The following is a 23,196-nucleotide window of genomic DNA, read 5'->3' as shown; positions in this document are numbered from 1 at the left end:
CCAGGACTTCGATGGCCGACCCGGTCTCTCCGATGCGAACCCTGCTTCCTGTTACAACCGGAGCCAGCCGCTTCTCGTTAGGCCTGTCAACGCCAAAGCCATGGCATCGGAGGCATGGTTGGGAGTGATCCGGCCTTCGATTCCGAGGATTCGTCTAAGACACTTCTCTATCTGGTCTTTTGGGGCCCGGCCGTTACCGGTCAGAGCCTTCTTGATCTCCGTGGGTTTGATCTCGGCTATGGGGATGTTCTGTTTCCAGGCAGCCAGTGAGACCACTCCCCGCACCGCGCCAAGCTGAATGGCGGTCCGGGGAAATCGGTGTACCACAAAAACATCCTCAAGAACCACCAGATCCGGGGCCCACCTCCTCATGATCTCGCTCACCCCGTCGAAAAGCCTGCAAAGACGAGAGGGCATGGAGTCACGAGAATCGGTTCTGATTCCTCCCCACTCACAGGGGTGCCCCCCCCTCTCGAGCGTTTCGACCACGGCAAACCCCGTCGCTGCCAGGCCGGGATCGATACCCATGGCCCTTCTCGTATCAGCCATCCCTGGATTCTTTCCCCACAGATCACATCCCCATCTCCCCCGGTCAGGAGCCTTCCAGTTCCTCCATCACGGAATCGGGGATGTCAAAATTGGCATAGACCTTCTGAACATCCTCGGAATCTTCGAGGGCCTCCATCAATTTGAGCATCCTTTCCGCATCCCGGCCTTCGAGCTTCACCGTGTTTTGGGGATACATGGTTATTTCGGCCAGATTGTACGGCAGGTTGGCCTTCTCCACGGCCTCTCTGACTTCTTCCTGAGCTTCGGGGGGGGTGATCACCTCGAACTCCCTGTCTGTCTCGTGAATATCCTCGGCCCCTGCATCGAGAACGACGTTCATGAGGGCCTCCTCCTCCACCTTCTCTTTGTCAAAAACGATGAGCCCCTTCTTATCAAACAGCCATGAGACGCAACCAGACTCCCCCAGGTTGCCGCCGTGTTTGGAGAAGATATGTCGCACATCGGCCGTTGTCCGGTTCTTGTTGTCCGTCAGTGTCTCCACCAAGACAGCCACTCCCCCAGGGCCGTACCCCTCGTAGGCAATCTCCTCATACCGGGCTCCTTCGAGTTCGCCCGTGCCCTTCTTGATCGCTCGTTCAATGTTCTCTTTGGGCATATTCTCGGCCTTGGCCGCAAGGATCGCCTGCCTGAGCCTGGGGTTGCCCGCCGGGTCACCCCCGCCCAACCGGGCCGCAACCATGATCTCCTTGATGAGTTTGGAGAATATCTTTCCCCTTTTTGCATCGGCTGCGCCCTTCTTGTGTTTGATGGAACTCCATTTGGAATGACCCGACATATCCCGTATCCTCCGAAACAATCCTAATCTAACGCTATATTTGGTGTTTTTCAAGCAGAGCTTTACAACATACAGCCCCTCTCTCCCTGCAGAATCCGCCCACCGGCCCAACTCCCGGGCGGGCCGGGCCGATGCCCAAGTGGAGTATAAAGGATTCTCACCGCTTCGACAACTCCTCCGCGGCCGAGCTCCTCCGCTTTCACGGACATCCACGGGACCGCGGTCTCCCCCTGCCGGAAATAAGAAAAAAGCCACGCGAAGTGGCCTCAAATCTCTCCTTCATATACCCGATACAGATCAGAGTGGGCTCAACTGGATTTGAACCAGTGACCTCCTGCGTGTGAAGCAGGCGTTCTCCCCCTGAACTATGAGCCCGCATTCGATGTTTATAACAGTTTTGTGGAAATGTCAATGGCCCTGAACCGGGGAGTTCCCCTCCCTGGAGTGGGCCGCCCCTGCCGCCTTGACACGCCTGGTGAGACCATATAAGATGAACGGCGTGGAAGAGCAAATCCTCAACTTCTTTAGGGAAAGCGGTGAGATAAAGGAGCGGTTCGTGAGGGAGAGTCTCGTCCCTCTGACAGCGGTTATCCGTGCAATAGCCCAGGCTCTTGAGGCGGGAAACAAGATTCTCCTCTTCGGCAACGGGGGGAGCGCTGCGGACGCCCAGCACATAGCAGCAGAGTTTGTCAACCGTATCTCCATGGAGCGACCTCCGCTGCCCGCAGTCTCCTTGGTGACGGATGCGTCGGTCCTTACCAGCATCTCCAATGATTACAGCTTCGCCGAGGTCTTTGCAAAACAGATAAAGGCCCTGGGCAGGAGTGGAGACATCGCCATGGGCATCAGTACAAGCGGAAACTCCCTCAACGTGGTCCGTGCCTTTGAGGCCGCGCGGGAAATCGGACTCGTCACCGTCGCTCTTACAGGGAACAACGGAGGGGCCATCGCCGAAATGGTCGATTATGCCCTGATCGTGCCCTCTGATAAGACTCCTAGAATCCAGGAAGCCCACATCACCGTCGGTCATGTGATCTGCGAGATGGTGGAGCATCTCCTTTTCAGGCTCCCAACATAGCGGCAAGAGGAATGGACCCCATCGATCTGACCCGTATCAAAACGACTTCTCTTTACACCCAGAAAAGAAGGGTCAAAAGCCGGGTCTTTGGAAGACCTTTCGTAGTGGGCGGTTCTTTCAGGGATTTTCTCGAGTCTCTTCCCCGCATCCTCGCCTCTTCCGAACTGAGGCAGGCGGCTGGGGAATTCGCGAGGGCCCACAGAGAGAGCAGGATGGCCGTCCTCGCCATGGGAGCCCATCCCGTCAAGGTGGGGCTGAATCCGGTTATCATCCAGCTCCTGGAAAAGGGGATCCTGACCGCCGTGGCCATGAACGGCGCCGGAACGATCCACGACCTGGAGGTCGCCATGGTGGGAGAGACCTCCGAAGACGTGGAAAGGGAGCTTGATCAGGGAACCTTCGGGATGGTGGAGGAGACTTCCTCGGTCATCAACAGGGCCATAGCCAGGGGCATAACCAGAGGGTGGGGAATAGGCAAATCCCTGGGCATGGAAATTCTCAATGGAGATTATCCCTTTGCCGGTATGAGTATCCTTGCAGCCGGGCAGAGGCTGGGTATTCCCATCACGGTCCACGTTGCCATCGGCACCGATATCAACCACATGCATCCCTCAGCCGACGGAGCGGCCATCGGCGCGGGCAGCCACCTGGACTTCAGGATCTTTGCCGGTGTCGTCTCCCGGTTGGAAGGAGGCGTCTATCTCAATCTGGGCTCTGCCGTGATCCTGCCAGAGGTCTTTCTCAAAGCCCTGGCCGTTGTACGAAACCTTGGCCACCAGGTCCAACATTTTACCGCCATCAACATGGATTTTATCCGCCATTACCGCCCGACGGTCAATGTGGTGGAGAGACCCACCCGGATGGGTGGCAAGGGCATAACCCTCATAGGCCACCACGAGATCATGTTCCCCCTTCTGGCGGCGGCGATTTTAGAGGAGGTAGGCCTGTAAATGAGCTCCCCCTTCAGGATCTGGCTCACTGCAGTGCGCCCCTTTGCGTATTCCGCCTCAGTTGTCCCGGTGGTCCTGGGTACCGTGCTCGCCTTTCAGGAAGGCAGCTTCGACTGGCTCCTCTTTGTCCTGGCTCTGGTCTCATCGGTCCTGCTGCACACCGGAACCAACCTGGTCAACGATTCTTTCGACTTTCTCAGAGGCGTCGATACCCCGGCCTCATACGGCTCGAGCAAGATGATCACCGGAGGAATCCTGACTGCAAGGCAGGTCCATAGGGCAGGGATTCTCTGTTTCTGCATGGCCACGGCGATAGGCCTCTACCTCGTCGTCGAGATCGGGATCACCATACTGATCCTGGGAATTATTGGGATCTTAGGCGGTTATTTCTATACGGCTCGGCCCTTCCAGTACAAGTACCATGCCATGGGTGATTTCTTCGTCTTCTTTCTCATGGGACCTCTCATGGTTTGGGGGGCGTATTTCGTACAGACCCGACTATACCGTTTCTATCCCCTGATCTTCTCACTCCCCGTGGGATTTCTGGTTGCAGCCATCCTCGTATCCAACAACATACGGGACACCAGGCACGACAGGGGAGTCGGCATACAGACCCTGTCGACCCTGCTGGGTTTCGAGCGGGCAAAATGGGAGTATCTGGTTATAGGTGCCTTTTCCGTCCTCCCCGTCCTGGTCTTCTCGGGGCTCGGCTTTCCTTTTCTGCTTGCGGCTTTTCTCGCTTTGCCCACAGCCCATAAGGCCCTTCGCCGAGTCCTGAGCGTCAAGGAGGAGAAGGCCGATGAGTTGGCTGCCATCGACGTGGTGAGCGCTCAGCTCCACCTCCAGGTGGGAGGGCTCATGATTGCCGGGCTGATGGTTTCCTCGTTGCTATGAGAGTATCCTCTGCCAATGCCTGGTCCTGACGACCCAGCCTTCTCATTGCGATCCTTATCTCGGACGGCGGCCCTGAGCTGCGATTTGTTCCGAGGATGGGTCTTACCGGAGGGGAAAATCAGGGACCTCCCTGATGAACTCTCATGTATCGTGGGGCGCTTTAACTCTCGTGCATCCACCGGTGCACCAGGAGCCGGAAGTCATATCGAACCACCGCCTCCTGGAGCGGCTCGGTTCTGCTGAGCCCAAAAGTCGTCTGTCTTGGACCGCACAGAAGCAGAACAGGGAACCCGTATTGCAGCCATCGACATCGGAAGCAACACCATTCTCCTCTTGGTAGCCGATGTGGGTGAGGATGGGAGAGTCCATCCTGTCAGGGAGGTGGAACGAACCACCCGGCTCGGCCGCGGGCTCGCCAAGACAGGACACCTCCATCCAGAGGCCCTGAAGGAAAGCCTCGGGGTGATCGATGATTATCTGGCAATGAGCAAGGTCCTGGGGGTGGACCGGATTCTCATTGTCGGTACCAGTGCTTTGCGCCAGGCCGACAATGCCGGCGATCTCGTCGATTCCGTGGAGCATCTCTACGGGCTTGAGATTCGGATCATCTCGGGTCTTGAGGAGGCAAGGCTCTCCTTTCTGGCGGTTGATAAGGAAATGGGCAGAGGCGCCCCTATCCTGGTTATCGATATCGGTGGCGGAAGCGTCGAATTCGTCCTGGGAGAAGGGGGAAGGATTTCCCACCTTGAGAGCCTCCACCTGGGAGCGGTGGCGTTGACCGAGACCTTCCTCCTTTCCAATCCGGTGAGTCAAGAGGAGTTCCGGCAGATGACGGACCATATCGCCTCGAACCTTCGTCGTCTCACCTTTACTCCCCCAGAAGACGTGGTCTGCCTCGGAGGAACGGCAACCACCCTTGCTGCCGTTCGAGTCGGAGCACGGGGATTCGATCCATCACTTCTTCACGGTTCCCTCCTGTCCTATAGGGAAGTGGCCCGCCAGGTCTCTCTCTACAGGATGATGACGCGGGAGGGAAGACTTGGGATCCCGGGTCTTCCCGAGGAGCGGGCCGATATAATCCTGGCAGGAGCGGCGATTCTTTTGGAGGCAATGCGTTTCCTGGGGTTTGCATCCTTCAAAGTGAGCTGCCACGGCCTGCGGTATGGCCTTGTATATGCGATTCTCCAGGGACACTGAGTTGAAAAAACGGGAGAATCGTGTTAAACATTCTTTAGGTAATCTGCACAGGTATAGAAATTTGGAAATCCAGGAGATCGTGTCTTGAGCCCCTTTTATCGAAACCTTGCCTTCTGGCTTGTTATCTGCCTGATCATGGTCTTACTGTTCCAGCTGGTAAAGGGACCGGGCATAAAGAGAGAACAGGAGATCGACTTCTCCACCTTTCTACAGGCAGTGGAGAATGGAAATGTGGCGAAGGTGAGCATCCAGGGAAATAGTATTACGGGCCAGTATGTCGAGGGCCCTCGGTTCAAGACCTACGCCCCCGAATATCCTGATCTGGTCAAGACCCTGAGAGAGGCCGGGGTCCGCATCGAGGCAAGGCCAAAGGCCGAGTCCCCTTTCTGGCAGTCGATCCTGATCTCGTGGTTTCCCATGATCCTCCTCATCGGTGTCTGGATCTTCTTCATGCGTCAGGTCCAGGTTGGGGGAGGAAAAGCACTGGCCTTCGGTAAGAGCCGGGCCAGGATCCTCAACAAGGAACACAATCGGGTCACCTTCAGGGACGTTGCGGGTATCGACGAGGCCAAGGAAGAACTCAAGGAGATCATCGATTTCCTCAAAGACCCCAAGAAATTCACTAAACTCGGAGGGCGGATTCCCAAAGGTGTTCTGCTGGTGGGGGCTCCGGGGACCGGAAAGACCCTCTTGGCCAAGGCCATTGCCGGAGAGGCTGATGTGCCCTTCTTCAGCATCAGCGGATCCGATTTCGTGGAGATGTTTGTCGGAGTCGGTGCATCGAGGGTCCGTGATCTGTTTATCCAGGGAAAGAAGAACGCCCCCTGTCTGATCTTCATCGACGAGATCGATGCGGTGGGGCGGCACCGGGGAGCCGGTCTCGGGGGGGGACACGACGAGAGGGAACAGACCCTGAACCAGCTGCTCGTTGAGATGGACGGATTCGAGTCCAATGAAGGGGTGATCCTCATCTCTGCAACCAACCGTCCTGACGTGCTGGATCCGGCTCTTCTCCGTCCGGGACGGTTCGATCGGCAGGTTGTGGTCCCGATCCCTGACATCAAAGGGCGGGAGGCGATCCTCCGGGTTCACACAAGGAAAACCCCGGTCTCAAAGGACGTGCAGCTCGACATCCTGGCCCGTGGGACCCCGGGCTTTACGGGGGCAGATCTCGAAAACATGGTGAACGAGGCCGCACTTCTCGCGGCTCGTTCGGGCAAGTCGAAGATCGAGATGAAGGATTTTGAGGAGGCCAAGGACAAGGTCCTGATGGGAACCGAGCGGAAAAGCATGCTCATAACCGAGGAGGAGAAGAGGAACACGGCCTACCACGAGGCTGGCCATGCTCTTGTAGCTATGCTGACACCGGGCACCGACCCCATCCACAAGGTGACCATTATCCCCAGGGGAAGATCCCTCGGTCTCACCCAGCAGCTTCCCATAGACGATAGGTATAACTATTCCAAGGACTACCTGATCAAGAAGATTTCCATCCTCCTGGGAGGCAGGGTCGCCGAGGAACTCGTGCTGAAGCAGCAGAGCACCGGGGCCAAGCAGGATATTGAAGAGTCCACCGATCTGGCCAGGAAAATGGTTTGCGAGTGGGGAATGAGTGAGAAGATGGGGCCGCTGACTTTCGGACAGAAAGAGGAACAGATCTTTCTCGGCAGGGAAATATCGCAACACAGGGATTACAGCGAAAATACCGCTCAGGAGATCGACAAGGAGGTCAAGAACATCGTCTCCGAGTGTTACGCAAGGGCAAGAGAGGTCCTCAAGGAGAATATCAACCTCCTTCACAAACTGGCCGGCACCCTGCTCGAGAAGGAGGTCCTCGACGGCCACCAAATTCAACTCCTTATCAAGGAGAGCACTGCCCAGGCTTAGCACGTCGATTTGTAAATACCGTGACCGATTCCTAGAATCATCATGAATGCCGATGCTCACTCAGCAGTGAGTCCTGAGTGAACGGGTTTGGCCCCTGATTTGTTAGTCGAAGGACCTAGCTGCCCGGTCGGCAGCGGGGCGGTCCATTCTCGAATACCCCCGACACCCTGCAGACGTATCAAGGCGAGAGAGACCATTGTCGGCGTCATCCGCTTATCGGGTCGCATTTACGGCCCTGTGACGGAAGGGCCATTCGGGATGGCGTTTGGACAGGGGGATGCGACCGAGGCCGAGGAGAAAAAACGATGGTCTGTGTGAGTCCAGTTTCAATCGCCGCCTTGGAAGAGGCGGTCACCGAGCTGAAGAAGATCGGCGTCCCCTCTTCCGACGCGGATAGGTTTGCCCGTGAGGCGACCTATCTCCATCTCAAGATCGAACAATTGGACAGTGAGGCCGTGCCCTCCCTGGAGCGCTCGGCCCGTTCTCTCGGCATGCGCCTGGCCGTTCCCCCTGTTTCATCGGGCCATCCGGGAAGATACGGCATTCTCCTGTCAGGATCGATCTCCCAGATAAAGAGGCTCGCAGGGGAGATTGAGGAGGAATCGCCCCAACTCCGTGGGATATCCAGACAGATCCAAAACCTCCTGCACAATATGGGGAAGACCCGATTCGCCATCCCATGCGGGAGCACGACGCTCCATCTCGGGGAGAGAACCCTGGTCATGGGAGCCGTCAACGTGACGCCCGACTCTTTTTCGGACGGGGGCACCTTCCTGCAACCCGAGCGGGCCGTGGCCCGGGCTCTGGAAATGGTCGACCAGGGAGCGGATCTGATCGACATCGGAGGAGAATCCACCAGGCCTGGATCAAGGCCCGTGGACATCGAAGAGGAACTGGCCCGTGTGATTCCCGTTGTCAAAGAGGTAGCTTCAAGGACCGATATCCCCATCTCCGTGGACACGAGGAAGGCACGGGTCGCCCGGGAAGCACTCGAGGCCGGTGCAAGAATCGTCAACGATGTGAGCGCACTGCGTTTCGATCCCGAGATGGGGCCGGTTGCAGCCGCCTACGGTGCACCTGTCGTGCTGATGCACATGCTTGGAACGCCGGAAACCATGCAACAGCACATACACTATGTCTCCCTTTTCTCAGAAATCATGGAGTACCTTAGAGAGAGCATGGATATCGCGCAAAAGGCCGGAGTCGATCCCGAGCGGATTATCGTCGACCCGGGAATCGGCTTCGGCAAGACCGTGGAGCATAACCTGGCCATCATAAAACATCTCTCCCGTTTCAAGGTCCTGGGCAGGCCCATCCTTATTGGAACCTCCAGAAAATCTTTTATAGGAAAGATCCTCGATCTGGATGTCAAAGAGCGTGAAGAGGGAACCATCGCCTCTGTTGCAGCCTCGATTCTCAGCGGAGCACATATAGTGCGCGTCCATAACGTGAGAAACGCCGTGAGAGCCGCACGTATCACAGACGCCGTAAAAGCGGTCTCTCTCACGGAAGCATGACACAGGGTCTCGATTCCTCGTCACCGAGAAGTCCTTCTCGCTCACTCCATTGCCGAGTTCTTGAATGCACACGTCCTGTGTGTTCCGGCTCTTGCACCGGGCCAGCCTTTGTGGTGCAGTACCTTTCAATGTGGTGCATTCCCTCACGGGGCTTCAGCGAGTGTTGGCCTGCCCTTTGCTTGACAAACAGAGATGAGGGGATATCATAAGTGACACCGGAGAACGGGGGAGGACGAGGTGTTCCAAGGGGAGAGGGCAATGGAAAAGCTCTTCGGTACAGATGGAGTCAGGGGTGTCGCCAATGTCCATCCTATGACAGGAGAGATGGCCATGCAGATCGGGAGGGCGACGGCTCACCTTTTCAAGAACAAGGGCGGACGCCACCGCATCGTCATAGGAAAAGACACCCGTGTATCAGGGTACATGCTCGAAACCGCCCTTGCTTCGGGCATCTGTTCCATGGGGGTCGACGTACTCCTGGTCGGACCCATGCCGACCCCTGCTATAGCCTTTATCACCCGATCGATGAGGGCGGATGCAGGAGTAATGATTTCAGCCTCCCACAATCCTTTCTATGACAACGGGATAAAGATCTTTTCCCATGACGGGTTCAAACTCCCCGACAAGGTTGAAGAAAGGATCGAATCTCTGATCTCTTCCAATTCGATCGGTTCACTGCGGCCGACGGCAAGGGATGTGGGCAAGGCCTTCCGGATAGACGACGCACGGGGCAGATACATCGTCTATCTCAAGAACACCTTTCCTTCCCACCTGAGCCTGGACGGCCTGAAGATCGTCCTTGATTGCGCCAATGGAGCGGCCTACCGGGTCGCTCCGACTGTTCTGGAGGAACTTGGCGCCGAGGTGATCCCTATCGGTGTGGATCCAGACGGTGAAAACATCAACCTCAACTGCGGATCCCTCCACCCCGAGGTGGCGGCCGGACGGGTCCTCGAGAGCGGCGCTGATCTGGGAATGGCCCTCGACGGAGACGCCGACCGGATCGTCTTCGTTGATGCCCGGGGAAATGTGGTGGACGGCGACCACATCATGGCCATATGCGCAACCGACATGATCCAGGAAAAAAGGCTGAAAAAGAAGACTCTGGTAACCACCATCATGAGCAACATGGGTTTGGAGAAATCCCTCGAGGTCTATGAAGGTAGGGTCGTGAGAACCGCCGTGGGCGACCGTTATGTGGTCGACGAAATGAGACGGGGCGGTTACAATATGGGGGGGGAAAAATCCGGCCATACCATCTTCTTAGACCATAACACGACCGGCGATGGTGTGGTTACAGCCTTGCAGGTGCTCGCCATCATGGTCAAGAGGGGGAAACCCCTGGCCGATCTTGCCACCATTATGACGCCCTTCCCACAGGTTAGCTTCGATATAGGTGTCAGGAAGAGGGAGAATCTGTCTGAGATAGCGGAGATAGACCGGAAAATCAAAGCCATCGAACAGGAGCTTGGGAAGAACGGGAGGATGGTCCTTCGTTATTCCGGCACAGAACCGGTCATCCGACTCATGCTGGAAGGAGAAAGGGAGGATCGGATCCAAGAGATGGGCCGTGATCTCTCTGAAGCCATCGAAAGGAACCTGGGGTGATCTTTGGGATAGGAGTCGACGTGGTTCACATCCCGAGAATGGATTCCATCACGAAGCGCTGGGGAGAGCGATTTGTCCGGAGAGTATTTACTGAAGAGGAGATCGAGTACTGCCGGTCACAGAGAAATCCGTCGCCCCATCTTTCAGTCCGCTTCGCTGCGAAGGAGGCCTTCTTGAAGGCTCTGGGCCTGGGTTACAGCCAAGGAATCCGCTGGAAGGATATCGAGGTCACACGCCACCCCTCCGGACGGCCGGTGATTCGACTCCGGAACCACGCAAAGGCGCTCTGCAAGCGGTATGGAATCACCAGGACCCATGTCTCCATGAGCCATGACGGAACCTGTGGGCTTGCCCAGGTCGTCTTGGAGAAAGAGTCCTCTTGAAGGTCCGTGGATTCCTGCGCTGAGTGGTTAGACTCGCCGGTACGGCAGCCGTGGCGCACCCGCCCGTCGAGGAGGAGGCGACAACTCGCAAGCATCCTCGATCGGAAGGTTGGGAACTCAACAGATATGCCGGTTGATATGAACAAATCGAGTTGTTATAATAGACGCGAGAGAGGGGTTGCAAATGGCTATAGAGATGAAGGTAAAGTTTCTGACTTTTGATCCTTCCTCAAACGGGTTCGTGGTGCTGCTGGCCGATCTCGAAAACAGACATGCTCTGCCCATCTGGATCGGCCCCTTTGAGGCTAACGCCATCGCCCTGAAGTTGAAGGACGTATACTCTCACCGGCCCATGACCCATGACCTCATTCGAAACATTCTGAAGCTCTTTCATTCCGAGGTCCTGAAGATCGAGGTTATGGATCTCAAGGACAACACCTACTACGCCCTGATTCACCTGAAGGCGAAGGGCAAGGAAATAACCATAGACTCCCGGCCGAGCGATGCTATTGCTGTGGCCTTGGGAGCAGGGGCACCGATTTTCGTAACCGAAGAGGTCCTTTCCAAGGCGAGGACGATCGAACTGGATCGAGGCATGGAGGAGGACCAGTTGAAAGAGTGGCTCGAGAGTCTCAATCCTGAAGACTTCAAGTACAAGGCTTGACCGCCAGGCCCCCTCCTGAAAACCCTTCTTTGAAAGCGCTGCCTCTCTTTTGTTTCCCAGGCTGGCTCCTTGATTCTTGCCTGCTCCGCTGGAGAGGCTTGATTTCCCTCCGCTCTCGTGGTAAAAGCATTATCTCTCGTTCAGGGTCTCTACAGGTCGGACGAGCAAAAAGACACGATCCTTTGAAGCGAAAGTTCGTTATCGAGTCTCATGGGGCTGCACAGACCCGCAAAATCGGGAGACTCCTAGGCCGCTTGCTCCAGCCGGGATGTGTGGTTGCACTCCGGGGAGAGTTGGGCTCAGGAAAGACCGAGTTTGTCAAGGGGCTGGCTTGCGGACTAGGTGTCGAGAAGAGCTCTCCCGTCTCGAGCCCGTCTTTTGTCCTGGTCAATGAGTATCCAGGCAGGCTTCCCCTCTACCACCTCGACTTGTACCGGCTGTCCGGGAGTCGAGACCTGGAAGAGATAGGACTGGACGAATACCTTTATGGAAGCGGCGTGACCGTCATCGAATGGGCGGAGAAGGCTGGCCCTTTTCTGCCGCCCCAGCATATCTGGATCGACATCGAGTGGGCCGGCCCAAGCGGCCGAAGGCTGGTCTTCAAGGCATCGGGAAAGGCGAACGCGGAGATTCTCAGGGCTGCCCTCGGAGGACTCGGGCCGGTCCGTTTCCGAAGGAGAATATGACTCATGGCTCTGGTTGTCCAGAAATACGGTGGGACCTCTGTGGGTGATGCGGAAAGGATCCGAAGTGTGGCTCGCCGGGTGATGGGGACCAGGACAAAGGGGGACCGGGTCGTTGTCGTGGTCTCTGCCATGGCGGGGGAAACCGACCGGCTCTTGAGCCTCGCCCAACAGATCGGGAACTCCCCCGACAAGAGGGAACAGGACGTTCTCCTCTCCACGGGAGAGCAGATCTCCGTTGCCCTTCTGGCCATGGCTCTCAAATCGATGGGCCAGGAGGCCCAATCCTTCCTGGGATCTCAGATAAGGCTCCTCACCGACAGTTTCTTCGGGAAGGCGAGGATCAGGGAGATTGAGGCGGACAGAATCACGGCAGCCCTTGAGGCGGGAAAGGTTCCCGTTGTGGCCGGGTTCCAAGGAATAGACGACAGGGGCAACATCACCACTCTCGGCCGGGGCGGTTCGGATACGACCGCCGTAGCCATCGCGGCAGCCCTGAGAGCGGACGTATGTGAAATCTACACGGATGTAGACGGGGTTTATACCACAGACCCTGCGGTCTGTGAAAAGGCCCGGAAACTACATAGAATTTCCTACGAAGAGATGGTGGAGATGGCGAGCCTCGGCGCCAAGGTTCTGCAGATTCGCTCCGTGGCACTGGCCATGAGATATGGTGTGCCGCTTCATGTCCGGTCATCATTCAACCATCATGAGGGAACCTGGGTCTGCAGGGAGGACAAAGAGATGGAGAGGGTACTCGTATCAGGGGTCACCTACGACAAGGGGGAGGCCAAGATCACGGTCACCCGGGTCCCCGACAGACCCGGGATCGCAGCCGGGCTTTTCGGAGCCCTGGCAAAGGAAGACGTTCTGGTGGACATGATCATCCAGAACGTGAGCCGGGAAGGTTACACGGACGTGACCTTTACGGTCCTGAAGACCGAAGCGGCCAAGGCCCTTACGGTTGCAAAGAACGTGGCCCGAGAGATTCGGGCAGGTGATGTACTTCTCGATACGGATATCGCCAAGGTCTCCATAGTGGGTGCAGGGATGAGGACCCACTGGGGAGTGGCCTCCTTGATGTTCAATGCACTTGCCAGGGAGAACATCAACATCCAGATGATCAGCACGTCGGAGATCAAGATCTCCTGCGTCATCGAGTCCAAATACACGGAATTGGCGGTTCGGGCTCTTCACGACGCCTTCGAGCTTGATAAAGGACAGGTAAGAGAGGAGATCCCACCCGATGGAAGCCATTAGGATCTACGATACCACCTTGCGCGACGGGGCCCAGGCCGAAGACATAGCCTTTTCGGTGGAGGACAAGGTCAGGATCGCCAGGAAACTCGACGAACTCGGCATCCATTACATCGAGGGGGGGTGGCCAGGAGCGAACCCCAAGGATTTCCAGTTCTTCCGCGAAATCAGTCGTGTTTCACTCACCGGAGCAAGAATCGCCGCCTTTGGCAGTACCTGCAGGCCCGGGAAGCGGCCCGAAGAGGATAGTAATATTCAGACCCTCCTCCAAACGAATTCACCGGTCATCACGATCTTCGGAAAGTCCTGGGACATCCACCCGAGGGAGGTGATGAGAATCGACCTTGAGGAGAATCTCGACATGATTTCCCGGTCTGTCGAGTTCCTGAAGAAGAGAGTCGAAGAAGTCATATACGACGCCGAGCACTTCTTCGACGGCTACAAGTCCAACCCGACCTATGCCCTGTCCACGGTGAAGCGTGCCCAGGAAGCCGGAACTGACTGTATCGTTCTGTGCGACACGAATGGGGGAACCCTACCTTGGGAGCTGGAAGGGATCATCAGGGAGATCAAACCCCACATTTCGGTCCCCTTGGGGATCCATGTCCACAACGATTCCGAAACCGCCGTGGCCAACACACTCCTGGCGGTTCGAAACGGCATCTCCCACGTCCAGGGAACGATCAATGGATACGGTGAGCGCTGCGGCAACGCCAACCTCTGTTCCATCATCCCGGCCCTCAAGTTGAAACTCGGCTATGAATGTATATCCGACGACCAACTCAGGAGGTTGAGGGAGGTCTCGAGGTTTGTGAATGAACTCGCCAACATTCCTCATGACAAGCACCAACCCTATGTGGGAGACAGTGCCTTTGCCCACAAGGGAGGTATCCATGTAAGCGCGGTCCGGAGAAACCCAAGAGCCTATGAACACTTCCGTCCTGAGTTGGTGGGAAACCGGGAGCGCGTTCTCATCTCCGATCAGGCGGGACAGAGCACGATCCTCGCCAAGGCGGCAGAATTCAAGATAGACCTGAAGAGCAAGGAGCCGGTCATCAGGAAAATACTCTCCGAACTCAAGGAACTGGAGAGCCAGGGGTTTCAGTTCGAGGGAGCGGAGGGATCTTTTGAGATCCTCATGAAAAAAGCCCTCGGAAAGCACAGGCGGTTCTTCGAGCTGGTCGGATTCCGCGTTATCGTTGAGAAGAGAGCGGAAGACGAACCCCCCATCTCAGAGGCCACTATCATGATCAGGGTGGGTGACAGAATCGAACACACAGCGGCCCTGGGGAACGGCCCGGTGAATGCCCTTGACAACGCCCTTCGCAAAGCCCTGGAGAAGCTCTATCCAGAGCTCAAAGAGGTAAAGCTCGTGGATTTCAAGGTGAGGATCCTCTCCAGCATTCAGGGAACCGGAGCCGCCACAAGGGTTCTCATCGAATCCCAGGACAGCCGGGACAAGTGGGGGACGGTCGGTGTCTCTGAAAACATCATCCAGGCCAGCTGGCAGGCTCTGGTAGACAGCATCGAATACAAACTGCTGAAGGAAGAAAAGTAGAGAACCGACAAACAGAGAGGTTCAGTCTGTGAAAGGCCCTCTGCACGGCACGGAAAGGTCGGCTTGGACTCTGCTGCCGGAACAGAAGGGTCTCCTCGCCGCCCTCCTCATCGTCCTGGCCCTTTTCTGGTGGACCAGGGGTCGACCCGGCTTTCTCCCGTGGCGACAGGATCGGGTCGATCCAGGTGTGCGGCCCGATCCTTTTGTTCTCGAAATCGAGGGACCCCTCGTACGATCCGGCATCTACACCTTTCCTTCCCCCGTTACCCTTGAAAGAGCCCTCGTCACTGCAGGAATGAAAAGAGAGTTCGTTCCCATGCTACCCGGATCCATACCGCTGGCAACCGGCACCACCGTCGCTGTGTCCCGATCCGGCGACCGACTCACGATTCGGACGAAACCTATGGGTCCGGAGAAGAGGATTCTCTACGGGATCCCCATCGACCTCAACGCCATCGGGGCCGACGAGCTGACACTGGTTCCGGGTATCGGCCCCACCATTGCCGGGAGAATCCTCCATTACAGGAATCTGCACGGGAATTTCACGGACCTCGAGGAGTTGCTCAATGTATCGGGCGTGGGCAGAAAGAGACTCGAGGCACTCCGGCCATACCTCTCCGTTACGAGGGTTCAACCTCCTATCCCCTGATAATTCTGGGCAGCATCATGTGATGGTGGGGGCAGATGGACTTCGGATTCTGATAGACCGCGCCTGCGAAGGCGGCCATATATCTCCTTATATCGGCAAAGGAGACGATCTCGTCCACAAAGCCCTTCTTGGCACAGTAGACCGGCCTGGACTTCTCGTAGTAATCCTTTGCCAGGGCATTCATCTTCACGATAATGGGCCCAATGGGACGACCGGCTTCCCTCTCCTTGACCAGCCTCCGCGAGAAAGAAGCCACCGCTGCGGTCTCCCCGTGCATGACATAGATCTCCGTAGTCGGCGTCCCCAGCGTGAAGGCGTTGTGGTTGTTCGCAGTGGGGCCTCCCATTATGTAATGAGCCGCCGCCGTTCCTTTTCTCAAGACGACGAGCATCATAGGCACGTCGGTCTGCTCTATGGAATAGATGAGGGACTGGCCAAGGCCCAGCAATTCGGCCTTCTCAGCGAGATCGCCCACATCGATCCCCGTGGTGTCCTGAAACCATATAATGGGAATTCGATCCCGGCCGCAATGGGTCACGAATTCGTTCATCTTGATGAGACCCTGGCGATAGAGCTTTCCCCCTATGCCCGGATAGGGGGCGTATTCCGGGTAACCACGAGGAAGGAACCCCTGCCGGTTTCCGATGATCCCCACGAGGAAGCCGTCGAGCTTTGCCAGACCCGTATACACCTCTGGACCATAGTCGGGCCTGAACTCCATATGCTCACTGTTGTCTGTGAGTCTGGCTAGCACTTCTTCGAACTCGTAGGCCGCCTTCTGATTGAACGGAACCAGCCGCTCTATCTCGTTTGGCGAGAATCTCGGCTCCTTCGGTTCGGCCACCCTGAAAAACCTGGGGTTGTAGGCGGGCAGATCCTTCATGTGCTCCTTCAAAGCATCGAGAACCCCCTCCTCGGTCTCGTATACCTCCTTGAAAAACCCCGTCTCATTGTAGTGGATCTCCACTCGCCCCGGGGGGGCAGCCTTGAATTTCTTGGTCGCCTCGATGATCTGTTCCGCACCCTCCTCGTCAAAATAGCCCTTCGGGCTCATGCCGCTCACAATACCGCCGCCTCCCACGGCGATATTGCATCTGCTGTGGGCGATGAGCAGACTCGGGCTGATCCCCTGATACCCGCCGCCAGCCGGGTTAGTACCCCAGATCCCTGCAAGCACCGGGATGCCCAGCTTCTCCAACTCGGCGTGTCTGAAAAAGGTAGCTCCGTTTCCCCTCCGGTTCGCATAGACCTTTTCCTGTTCGGTCAACTTCACGCCGCTGCAGTTGACCAGCCAGACCAGGGGGATATGGAGGCGCTTGGCCAGATCGGTCACGCGGAGGATGTTCTCGGCCTGGCCCGCAATCCATGCCCCTGCCATGACCTTGTTATCAAAGCCGATAATCACGGCCCACCTCCCACTGACCTTTCCCAATCCGTCAACCACCCCTGTGGTACCCGATTCCTCTTCCATGGGATCAAATAGGGTATGGAGGGGACACCACGTGCCGGGATCAACGAGATATTCCAGTCTTTCGTAGACAGTCCATTCTCCCCTCCCGTGGAGTCTCTCTTCGGGAAGGCCGGCCTTTCTGACCCGATCCACCTCACCTGCAAGAGACTTCTCGACCTCTCTGATCTGCGTCACACTCTGTTCGCTCTGTTTGATCTGAGCATCGCTCAGGGGCCTTCCAAACTCCTTCATCCGTTCAAAATAGGGTCTCATCTGACACTCCTCCCCTCCGGCTTCTTGCCCGGTCTTGCTGGAAAATCCTTCCCAAAACCCTCGCAGCGTTGACAGGCTCTAAGAAGCTTGTTACATTTGTCACAAACCCGTTTATCATACCTGAACCGAAACTTCAAGCAGAATGAGCGGCACTTGCAGAACCTCCGGCGCCCGGCATCTCCCGATCACTCGAAACGAAACGGGAACCCGAATCCAGGAAGCAAGAATAAGACCCTGGGCCCCTCCGCTTCCGGGCAACAGCCCCATCCCTTCGCTCGCCAAAGCCGCGCAGCCGGAGGGATACGGAACTGACTCTTGAATCCTGCTATGTACGACCCGATACGTCTCGCCGGGAAAATCGAATCGGCAGTCTGCAGGGGAAGCCTTCGCAAATACTATCGCTACCGCCCCGCCGGATTCTACGGCGGTATAGCAACTGCGGACTGTGTGGGGTGTTGCCTCAGGTGCCGCTTCTGCTGGGCTCTCAATATCACGGACCGCCCCGGAAAGGTCGGCCGCCTTTACTCTCCGGAAGAGGTAGCCGCCCGTCTCGTCCGCATCGCCCGCAGCAAGGACTACCACCAGGTCCGGGTGAGCGGGAATGAACCCACCCTCTGCCCCGACCACCTCCGGGGAATCCTCGAAGCAGTGCCTCAGGACCTGCTATTTGTCCTCGAAACCAATGGAATCCCCATCGGAGCCGATCCTGGATACGCGGAGATGCTCGCCCACTTCTCCAACCTCGAGGTGAGGGTGAGCCTGAAAGGAGCCACACGCGAGGAATTTCAGAAGCTGACAGGAGCAAGGCCCGAGGCCTTCGACCTCCAGCTAAGAGCCTTGGAAAATCTCCTCCGGTGGGGAGTGAGGTGTTACCCGGCAGTAATGGCCAGCTTCTCCACTCGTAGAAACATCGAGGCCCTGAGAAGACGGCTCGAGCTTCTCGAACCCGATTTCTGCGATCTCGAGATAGAGGAGGTCATCTGCTATCCGAGAGTACAGAAAGAGTTGGAGAGAGCCGGCTTGAAGGTAACGGAGAGCTGGGGGTATCGGCCTGGCTGATCGAGCTCAGAGTTTCAGCTTCTCGAAAAATTCGTCCCACAGTTTCCTCGATTCAGACCCCATTCTGCTGACAAATACTCCAGCCTCCATCTGGTACGGCTCCTGACCGGTGAACCAGAGCTTGAACCATCGCATCTCTCCTTCGGCCCGGATGGTCTTTCCATCGGCTTCGATTTCCAGGTCCACCCCGAACTCCGGTCTCTCACTCTCGCCGTCTGCAAAGAGGGGAGAGAGTTCAGCGTGGAGAGGTGTCGCCTTTACCAGAAGGCCCTCAAAAGAGATGTCCCCTGTCCTTCCACTTATGTTTCTCCCCTTTCCCGAGATCTTCCGATCTTCGAGGCTCTTCCTCCTGCCCGCTCTAAAGGAGAAAGAAACATTCAGGGATACAGGGTATCTGGGATATTTCCTCCGCTCGCAAAAATCCTTTTCAGACATGCCTTCTCTCCCTCCGAATCGGCCCGAGACGCGAAGGCCTTCGGCTCCCGTGCCGTCAAGGGAACTATAAATTAAATCAGGGAATCAGTCAAACGGTTGATTTGCGAAACGGTAAAGACACCCAGGACCTGCCAGGCACGATCCCGTGGGGGGCGGTTCAGGGGAGGGCTGCTTCACTTCCCCGGGTATAGAGTCTCTCCTGCCGCCGCCGCAAAAGGACCATGACCACCATGAGCAAGACTGTCAGAAAGATCAAGAGTGCAGCCACGGCGGCGATCGTAGGGTTGATCTCGTCCCGGATTCCGTCCCACATCTGCTTCGGCAGAGTCTTTGCTTGAACGCCTGAAATGAACATGGCGGTGATCAATTCGTCGAAACTCCTTATAAAGGCAAAAAGTACGGCCGTAAGGATACCCGGCCTGATTATGGGGAGGGTCACGTTGAGGAACGTCCGTACCCTTCCTGCTCCAAGGCTCATGCTGGCCTGTTCCAAACGCTCATCAAACCCTTTGAGTGTGGAGGTCATGACAACCACCACATAGGGAACTGCCAGAACAGTGTGTGCAAGAACAAGTCCCCAGACCGTCCCGATCATCTTGAGCCTGGCGAAAAAGAAGTAGAAGGAGACGGCACTTATGATCCAGGGCACGATCATGGGTAGGAGGAAGAGGGCGTACAGGGGCTGCTTGCCCCTGTAATGACCCCGAACCAGGCTCAGAGAGGCGAGGGTCCCCAGGAAAGTTGCCAGTATCATCACAGGGACGGCCACACGGAAACTGTTCCACGTCGCACGCATCCACGCCTCTGAGGAGAAATACCCCTTGAAAAGAGCCAATCCCCACTCTCGTGGGGGAAAGTGGAGAACGAATTCATTGGAAAAGGCGATGGGCACTACAATCACCACAGGCATGATCATGAATACGAATACCAGTGAACATATCCCCGGGATTCCGAGATTGCTCCACCGGAGTCTCCTCAGAAATCCGGGACTCATGCGCGAGACGAGGCCCCAAATCCGCGCGAGTCGATCCTCAAGTCTCCAGAATCCCTGCTCGAAGGCCGAAGCCCGCTCCTCGGTCCAAAAAGAGCCCCACGCCCGCGAAAAAAAACCCGCCGCCTCTGCCCTCTCCTCGACCGAATCCGCCTGGCCTGTGCCGGAACCTACCACTCCCTTCCCCCCGAGCAGCATATCAAGACCGAGAAAACGGTTGTATATGAAAAAGAGGATCAGAACCACGCAGAGGAGCACGACACTCAGTGCACTGGCAAATCCCCAGTTGGACACTTCCTCCAACTGGGTCTGGATACTTATTGCGATCATCGTATCCCTGGGTCCACCCATGAGGGCCGGGGTCACAAAGAAACCCACGCAGACGATAAAGGTGAGCAGAAGTGCCGCTCCGACTCCTGGAAGACTCAGAGGAAAGAAAACATTCTTGAAGGATTGCCAGGGAGTAGACCCCAGATTATCGGCCGCCTGTACAAGACGCCGGTCGATCCCCTGCATCACGCTCAGCATGGGGAGGATTGCATAGGGAAGCATCACATATACCATTCCCACGCATACGCCGATACGGTTGTACATCAAGCGAATGGGATGATCAACCAGGCCCAGGCCCTTTAACATGTTGTTGATCACACCGTACCTGCCGAGTATCATCATCCATGCATAGGTCCTGACCAGGACCGAGATCCAGAAGGGAAGTACCACCGCAATCAGGAGAACCGCGGCCCAATTCGATTTGGAGGAGCTGAGATAGTAGGCAATGGGGTAACCAAGAAGGACGCAGAGCAACGTGACCAGGATACTTATTTGCAAGGTGTTCCACAAGACCCTCATGTAGACAGGGTATTTCAGGATGGCGAGGTAGTGCTCACCGGTCAACTCCGGGTCGAATGCGCTCTCAATAAGCACGCCCCAGAGGGGGTAAAGGAAAAAAACCAGCAAATACCCCACGAGCGGCCCAAGGAGAAGCAGGTGGCCCCACCTACCCCTCCTTGACCGGAAAACCGCGGCCAGCCCAGCTACCAGGCCATCCATCTCAGAATCCCTTTCTCATTTTCAGGGACACAGCAGGCCGAGGCCGTCTCCGAGAAGCAACCGACCTCGGCCCCATCTCGACGTCCCCTACTCCATCTTCCAGGCTTCCCACCTGCGCTCCACGTCTTTCTCGTGTTCAGCATACCATTCTCCGCTAACGATCAGCCCCTTTGCCAGATTCTCCGGGTAGGTAGGCATGAGAACGGCCTTTTCCTTACGGATATGGTCATAGGCCTTCTTGTTTGCAGGGCCGTAGTTGGTCCACTCCGCAAAGGCCGCCTGCCGCTTCGGATCAGATGCAAAGGCGATGAACTTCATCGCCGCATCCCTGTTCTTGGATCCCTTGAGAATCGTCCAGTAATCCAAAACCACGAGCTGGTCGTTCCATTCCCAGGTGACAGGGACGCCTTGGTCGGCCAGCTGGATCATCCTGCCTCCCGGCACCAGGCCTATGTCCGCCTCTCCTTCCCGCATGATCTGCTGTGATTGCCCTCCGCTCTTCCAGAATACGCGGATATTGGGCTTGAGCTCGCTCATCTTCCTCAGGGCACGATCAACGTCGATGGGGTAGACCTTGTCCCTGGGAACGCCGTCGGCAAGAAGGGCGGCCTCGAGGTTCGAGACGGCGGTGAGTTTCATGGTACGCGGCCCCGGAAACCTCTTGACATCCCAGAGGTCCTTCATCGACCTCGGTCCCTTCCCTGCAGGCCACTTCTCGGTGTTGTAGCTGATGTTGTAAGAATAGTAGATCAAGCCCACCCCGTACCGGGTCGCCGATCCCTCGACGAAATCGTCCTTCTTGATCATGCTCAGGTCCAGCGGCTCGAAAATGTCGTTCTTCACCCCTCTGGCGTACATCCGGCTCTCGCACTCCACGATATCCCATTCGATGTTACCGCTCTTTACCTGGGCCTCCATCTGGGCATAGGTGGGGAAGGTGGTGAAAATCACGTTGATCCCGGTTGCCTTGGTAAAGGGCTTCCCGATGGTCTCCTCAAGACCCTTGTTGTAGGTTCCACCGTAACTGCAGACGGTGATCGTAGTCCCCGCCACGGCGCTCGTGGCAGCAAATACGATGCATAGAAAAAACAAGAAAAACATACTGCGTCTCATTCCCGTACCTCCTTTCCTTTTCAGGGTTGTTGGCATTCTCCTTCCAGCCCGTCATACGACGGTTCCATCCATCTCATTCCAACCGATCCTGACATGGTCGCCTCGTCCGTGTCTCACACTTCCGAGGCGGTTCTGCACCTTCATGACGATCACCCCCTCCCTCCGGTCATGGGTGACGTGGGATAGGCGGACATAGTACTTGGTTATGTCACCCAGAAATATTGTGTCCACAACGGTCCCTTCATACGAACAGATGCCCCGAACCCCCTCTTCGACGAACATCACTTTCTCGGGCCGGACTGCAAGGTGAACCCTCTGTCCGGGTTCAAACCGCCTGGCTGCATTAGCCCGGATTCTTCGGACGCAGGGACCGGAGACATAGACAGCCCCCTCCTCGACACCGAGGATCTCGGCCTCGAAGAAATTAGTTTCCCCGACAAAGTCAGCCACGAACTCGTTGGTCGGACGATCATAGACAGCGAGCGCCGTTCCGATCTGTTCGATTCGGCCGTCCTTCATCACGGCGATTCGAGTCGACATGGTGAGGGCCTCTTCCTGATCGTGGGTCACGTAGAGAATGGTTATCCCGAGCTTTTCCTGGATGTGTTTGAGCTCAAGCTGCATGTGCTCCCGAAGCTTCTTGTCCAGTGCGCCCAGAGGCTCGTCCATCAGCAGGATCGGCGGCTGAAAAACCAGTGCCCTGGCAAGGGCGACCCTCTGCTGCTGTCCGCCGGAAAGCTGAGCGGGCCGCCTGAAACCCAGACCCCGGAGTTGTACAACCTCGAGGATCTCCTCCACCATCTGCCGGGCCTTTGCCCTGGGGACCCGCCTCATCTTCAAGGGATAGGCTATGTTGTCATAGACGGTCATATGGGGGAAGAGGGCGTAGTTCTGGAACACCATGCCTATGTTGCGGCGATACGGGGCAATCTCCGTAACATCTTTCCCGCCGATCAAAACCCGTCCCTTATCAGCCCTTACAAACCCGGCAACCACCATGAGGGTGGTCGTCTTGCCGGACCCGGAGGGGCCGAGGAGAGTCACGAACTCATGCTCGGCAATATCCAGGCTGACATCATCCACCGCGACAGCCTCCCCGTACCGCTTGCTTATTCTCTCCAGAGAAACATGGGCACCCATAATTCCCCCGTTTCG

The 23,196-nt window shown here is 56.7% G+C and carries 21 protein-coding genes and 1 tRNA gene; 14 read left to right on the top strand and 8 right to left on the bottom strand.

Annotation, left to right across the window (positions count from 1 at the left end):
* Positions 1-51 precede the first annotated feature (51 nt).
* The 3 genes from JRJ26_03560 to JRJ26_03550 all read right to left on the bottom strand — a co-directional run bounded on the left by JRJ26_03560 (position 52) and on the right by JRJ26_03550 (position 1,720).
* Positions 52-549, bottom strand: a complete 498-nt coding sequence (locus tag JRJ26_03560) for a crossover junction endodeoxyribonuclease RuvC (protein MBW2056554.1) — start codon at positions 547-549, stop codon at positions 52-54.
* A 43-nt stretch (positions 550-592) separates the two neighbouring features.
* Positions 593-1,345 carry a YebC/PmpR family DNA-binding transcriptional regulator gene (locus tag JRJ26_03555; protein MBW2056553.1) on the bottom strand — a complete coding sequence of 251 codons (753 nt, stop codon included), beginning with the start codon at positions 1,343-1,345 and terminating at the stop codon, positions 593-595.
* 303 nt (positions 1,346-1,648) lie between these two features.
* A tRNA-Val gene (locus JRJ26_03550) sits at positions 1,649-1,720 on the bottom strand.
* 115 nt (positions 1,721-1,835) lie between these two features.
* On the opposite strand from JRJ26_03550, the gene JRJ26_03545 reads away from it, so the two are divergent.
* The 13 genes from JRJ26_03545 (at position 1,836) to JRJ26_03485 (ending at position 15,670) form a co-directional block, all read left to right on the top strand.
* Positions 1,836-2,423, top strand: coding sequence for a D-sedoheptulose 7-phosphate isomerase (locus JRJ26_03545; GenBank protein MBW2056552.1), 588 nt, complete (start codon positions 1,836-1,838; stop codon positions 2,421-2,423).
* An 11-nt stretch (positions 2,424-2,434) separates the two neighbouring features.
* Complete coding sequence (locus JRJ26_03540) at positions 2,435-3,373, top strand: hypothetical protein (GenBank protein MBW2056551.1); 939 nt, start codon at positions 2,435-2,437, stop codon at positions 3,371-3,373.
* Positions 3,374-4,267 (top strand): 1,4-dihydroxy-2-naphthoate octaprenyltransferase, encoded by an 894-nt coding sequence (gene menA, locus JRJ26_03535; GenBank protein MBW2056550.1) that lies wholly within the window; start codon positions 3,374-3,376, stop codon positions 4,265-4,267.
* A gap of 261 nt (positions 4,268-4,528) precedes the next feature.
* On the top strand, positions 4,529-5,464 hold the full coding sequence (locus JRJ26_03530; protein ID MBW2056549.1) for a Ppx/GppA family phosphatase: 936 nt from the start codon (positions 4,529-4,531) through the stop codon (positions 5,462-5,464).
* 84 nt (positions 5,465-5,548) lie between these two features.
* The gene (gene ftsH, locus JRJ26_03525; protein MBW2056548.1) at positions 5,549-7,351 is read left to right on the top strand and encodes an ATP-dependent zinc metalloprotease FtsH; all 1,803 of its coding nucleotides are present in this window, start codon (positions 5,549-5,551) and stop codon (positions 7,349-7,351) included.
* A 653-nt stretch (positions 7,352-8,004) separates the two neighbouring features.
* On the top strand, positions 8,005-8,868 hold the full coding sequence (gene folP, locus JRJ26_03520) for a dihydropteroate synthase (GenBank protein ID MBW2056547.1): 864 nt from the start codon (positions 8,005-8,007) through the stop codon (positions 8,866-8,868).
* A gap of 258 nt (positions 8,869-9,126) precedes the next feature.
* Entirely contained in the window at positions 9,127-10,476 is a 1,350-nt protein-coding gene (locus JRJ26_03515; protein ID MBW2056546.1) for a phosphoglucosamine mutase, read from the top strand.
* The gene (locus tag JRJ26_03510; protein ID MBW2056545.1) at positions 10,473-10,859 is read left to right on the top strand and encodes a holo-ACP synthase; all 387 of its coding nucleotides are present in this window, start codon (positions 10,473-10,475) and stop codon (positions 10,857-10,859) included. Before JRJ26_03515 ends, JRJ26_03510 begins: the two co-directional genes overlap by 4 nt.
* A 184-nt stretch (positions 10,860-11,043) precedes the next feature.
* Positions 11,044-11,523: a bifunctional nuclease family protein gene (locus tag JRJ26_03505; protein MBW2056544.1), complete on the top strand. Its 480-nt coding sequence runs from the start codon at positions 11,044-11,046 to the stop codon at positions 11,521-11,523.
* 200 nt (positions 11,524-11,723) lie between these two features.
* Positions 11,724-12,209, top strand: a complete 486-nt coding sequence (tsaE, locus tag JRJ26_03500; protein MBW2056543.1) for a tRNA (adenosine(37)-N6)-threonylcarbamoyltransferase complex ATPase subunit type 1 TsaE — start codon at positions 11,724-11,726, stop codon at positions 12,207-12,209.
* A 3-nt stretch (positions 12,210-12,212) separates the two neighbouring features.
* Positions 12,213-13,466: an aspartate kinase gene (locus tag JRJ26_03495; GenBank protein MBW2056542.1), complete on the top strand. Its 1,254-nt coding sequence runs from the start codon at positions 12,213-12,215 to the stop codon at positions 13,464-13,466.
* Entirely contained in the window at positions 13,453-15,021 is a 1,569-nt protein-coding gene (locus tag JRJ26_03490) for a citramalate synthase (GenBank protein MBW2056541.1), read from the top strand. The genes JRJ26_03495 and JRJ26_03490 overlap by 14 nt, the downstream gene beginning before the upstream one ends.
* 28 nt (positions 15,022-15,049) lie before the next feature.
* On the top strand, positions 15,050-15,670 hold the full coding sequence (locus tag JRJ26_03485; protein ID MBW2056540.1) for a helix-hairpin-helix domain-containing protein: 621 nt from the start codon (positions 15,050-15,052) through the stop codon (positions 15,668-15,670).
* Here JRJ26_03485 and JRJ26_03480 read toward each other — a convergent pair.
* Positions 15,660-17,393 carry a glutaconyl-CoA decarboxylase subunit alpha gene (locus tag JRJ26_03480; protein ID MBW2056539.1) on the bottom strand — a complete coding sequence of 578 codons (1,734 nt, stop codon included), beginning with the start codon at positions 17,391-17,393 and terminating at the stop codon, positions 15,660-15,662. The genes JRJ26_03485 and JRJ26_03480 overlap by 11 nt on opposite strands.
* A 327-nt stretch (positions 17,394-17,720) precedes the next feature.
* Between JRJ26_03480 and JRJ26_03475 the strand changes: the two genes are divergently transcribed.
* Complete coding sequence (locus JRJ26_03475) at positions 17,721-18,452, top strand: radical SAM protein (protein ID MBW2056538.1); 732 nt, start codon at positions 17,721-17,723, stop codon at positions 18,450-18,452.
* A gap of 6 nt (positions 18,453-18,458) precedes the next feature.
* On the opposite strand, the gene JRJ26_03470 is transcribed toward JRJ26_03475, so the two are convergent.
* The 4 genes from JRJ26_03470 to JRJ26_03455 form a co-directional block, all read right to left on the bottom strand.
* Positions 18,459-18,887 (bottom strand): PilZ domain-containing protein, encoded by a 429-nt coding sequence (locus tag JRJ26_03470; protein ID MBW2056537.1) that lies wholly within the window; start codon positions 18,885-18,887, stop codon positions 18,459-18,461.
* A gap of 157 nt (positions 18,888-19,044) precedes the next feature.
* Positions 19,045-20,928, bottom strand: a complete 1,884-nt coding sequence (locus JRJ26_03465; GenBank protein MBW2056536.1) for an ABC transporter permease subunit — start codon at positions 20,926-20,928, stop codon at positions 19,045-19,047.
* An 87-nt stretch (positions 20,929-21,015) separates the two neighbouring features.
* Positions 21,016-22,041: an ABC transporter substrate-binding protein gene (locus JRJ26_03460; protein ID MBW2056535.1), complete on the bottom strand. Its 1,026-nt coding sequence runs from the start codon at positions 22,039-22,041 to the stop codon at positions 21,016-21,018.
* A gap of 51 nt (positions 22,042-22,092) precedes the next feature.
* The gene (locus JRJ26_03455; protein MBW2056534.1) at positions 22,093-23,181 is read right to left on the bottom strand and encodes an ABC transporter ATP-binding protein; all 1,089 of its coding nucleotides are present in this window, start codon (positions 23,179-23,181) and stop codon (positions 22,093-22,095) included.
* Between the last annotated feature and the right edge of the window lie 15 nt (positions 23,182-23,196).

The sequence above is a fragment of the Deltaproteobacteria bacterium genome, from assembly GCA_019308905.1.
Lineage (GTDB): Bacteria > Desulfobacterota > BSN033 > WVXP01 > WVXP01 > JAFDHF01.
Note: the sequence above shows the minus strand (reverse complement) of the source record. Positions and strands in the feature narration are given on the sequence as shown.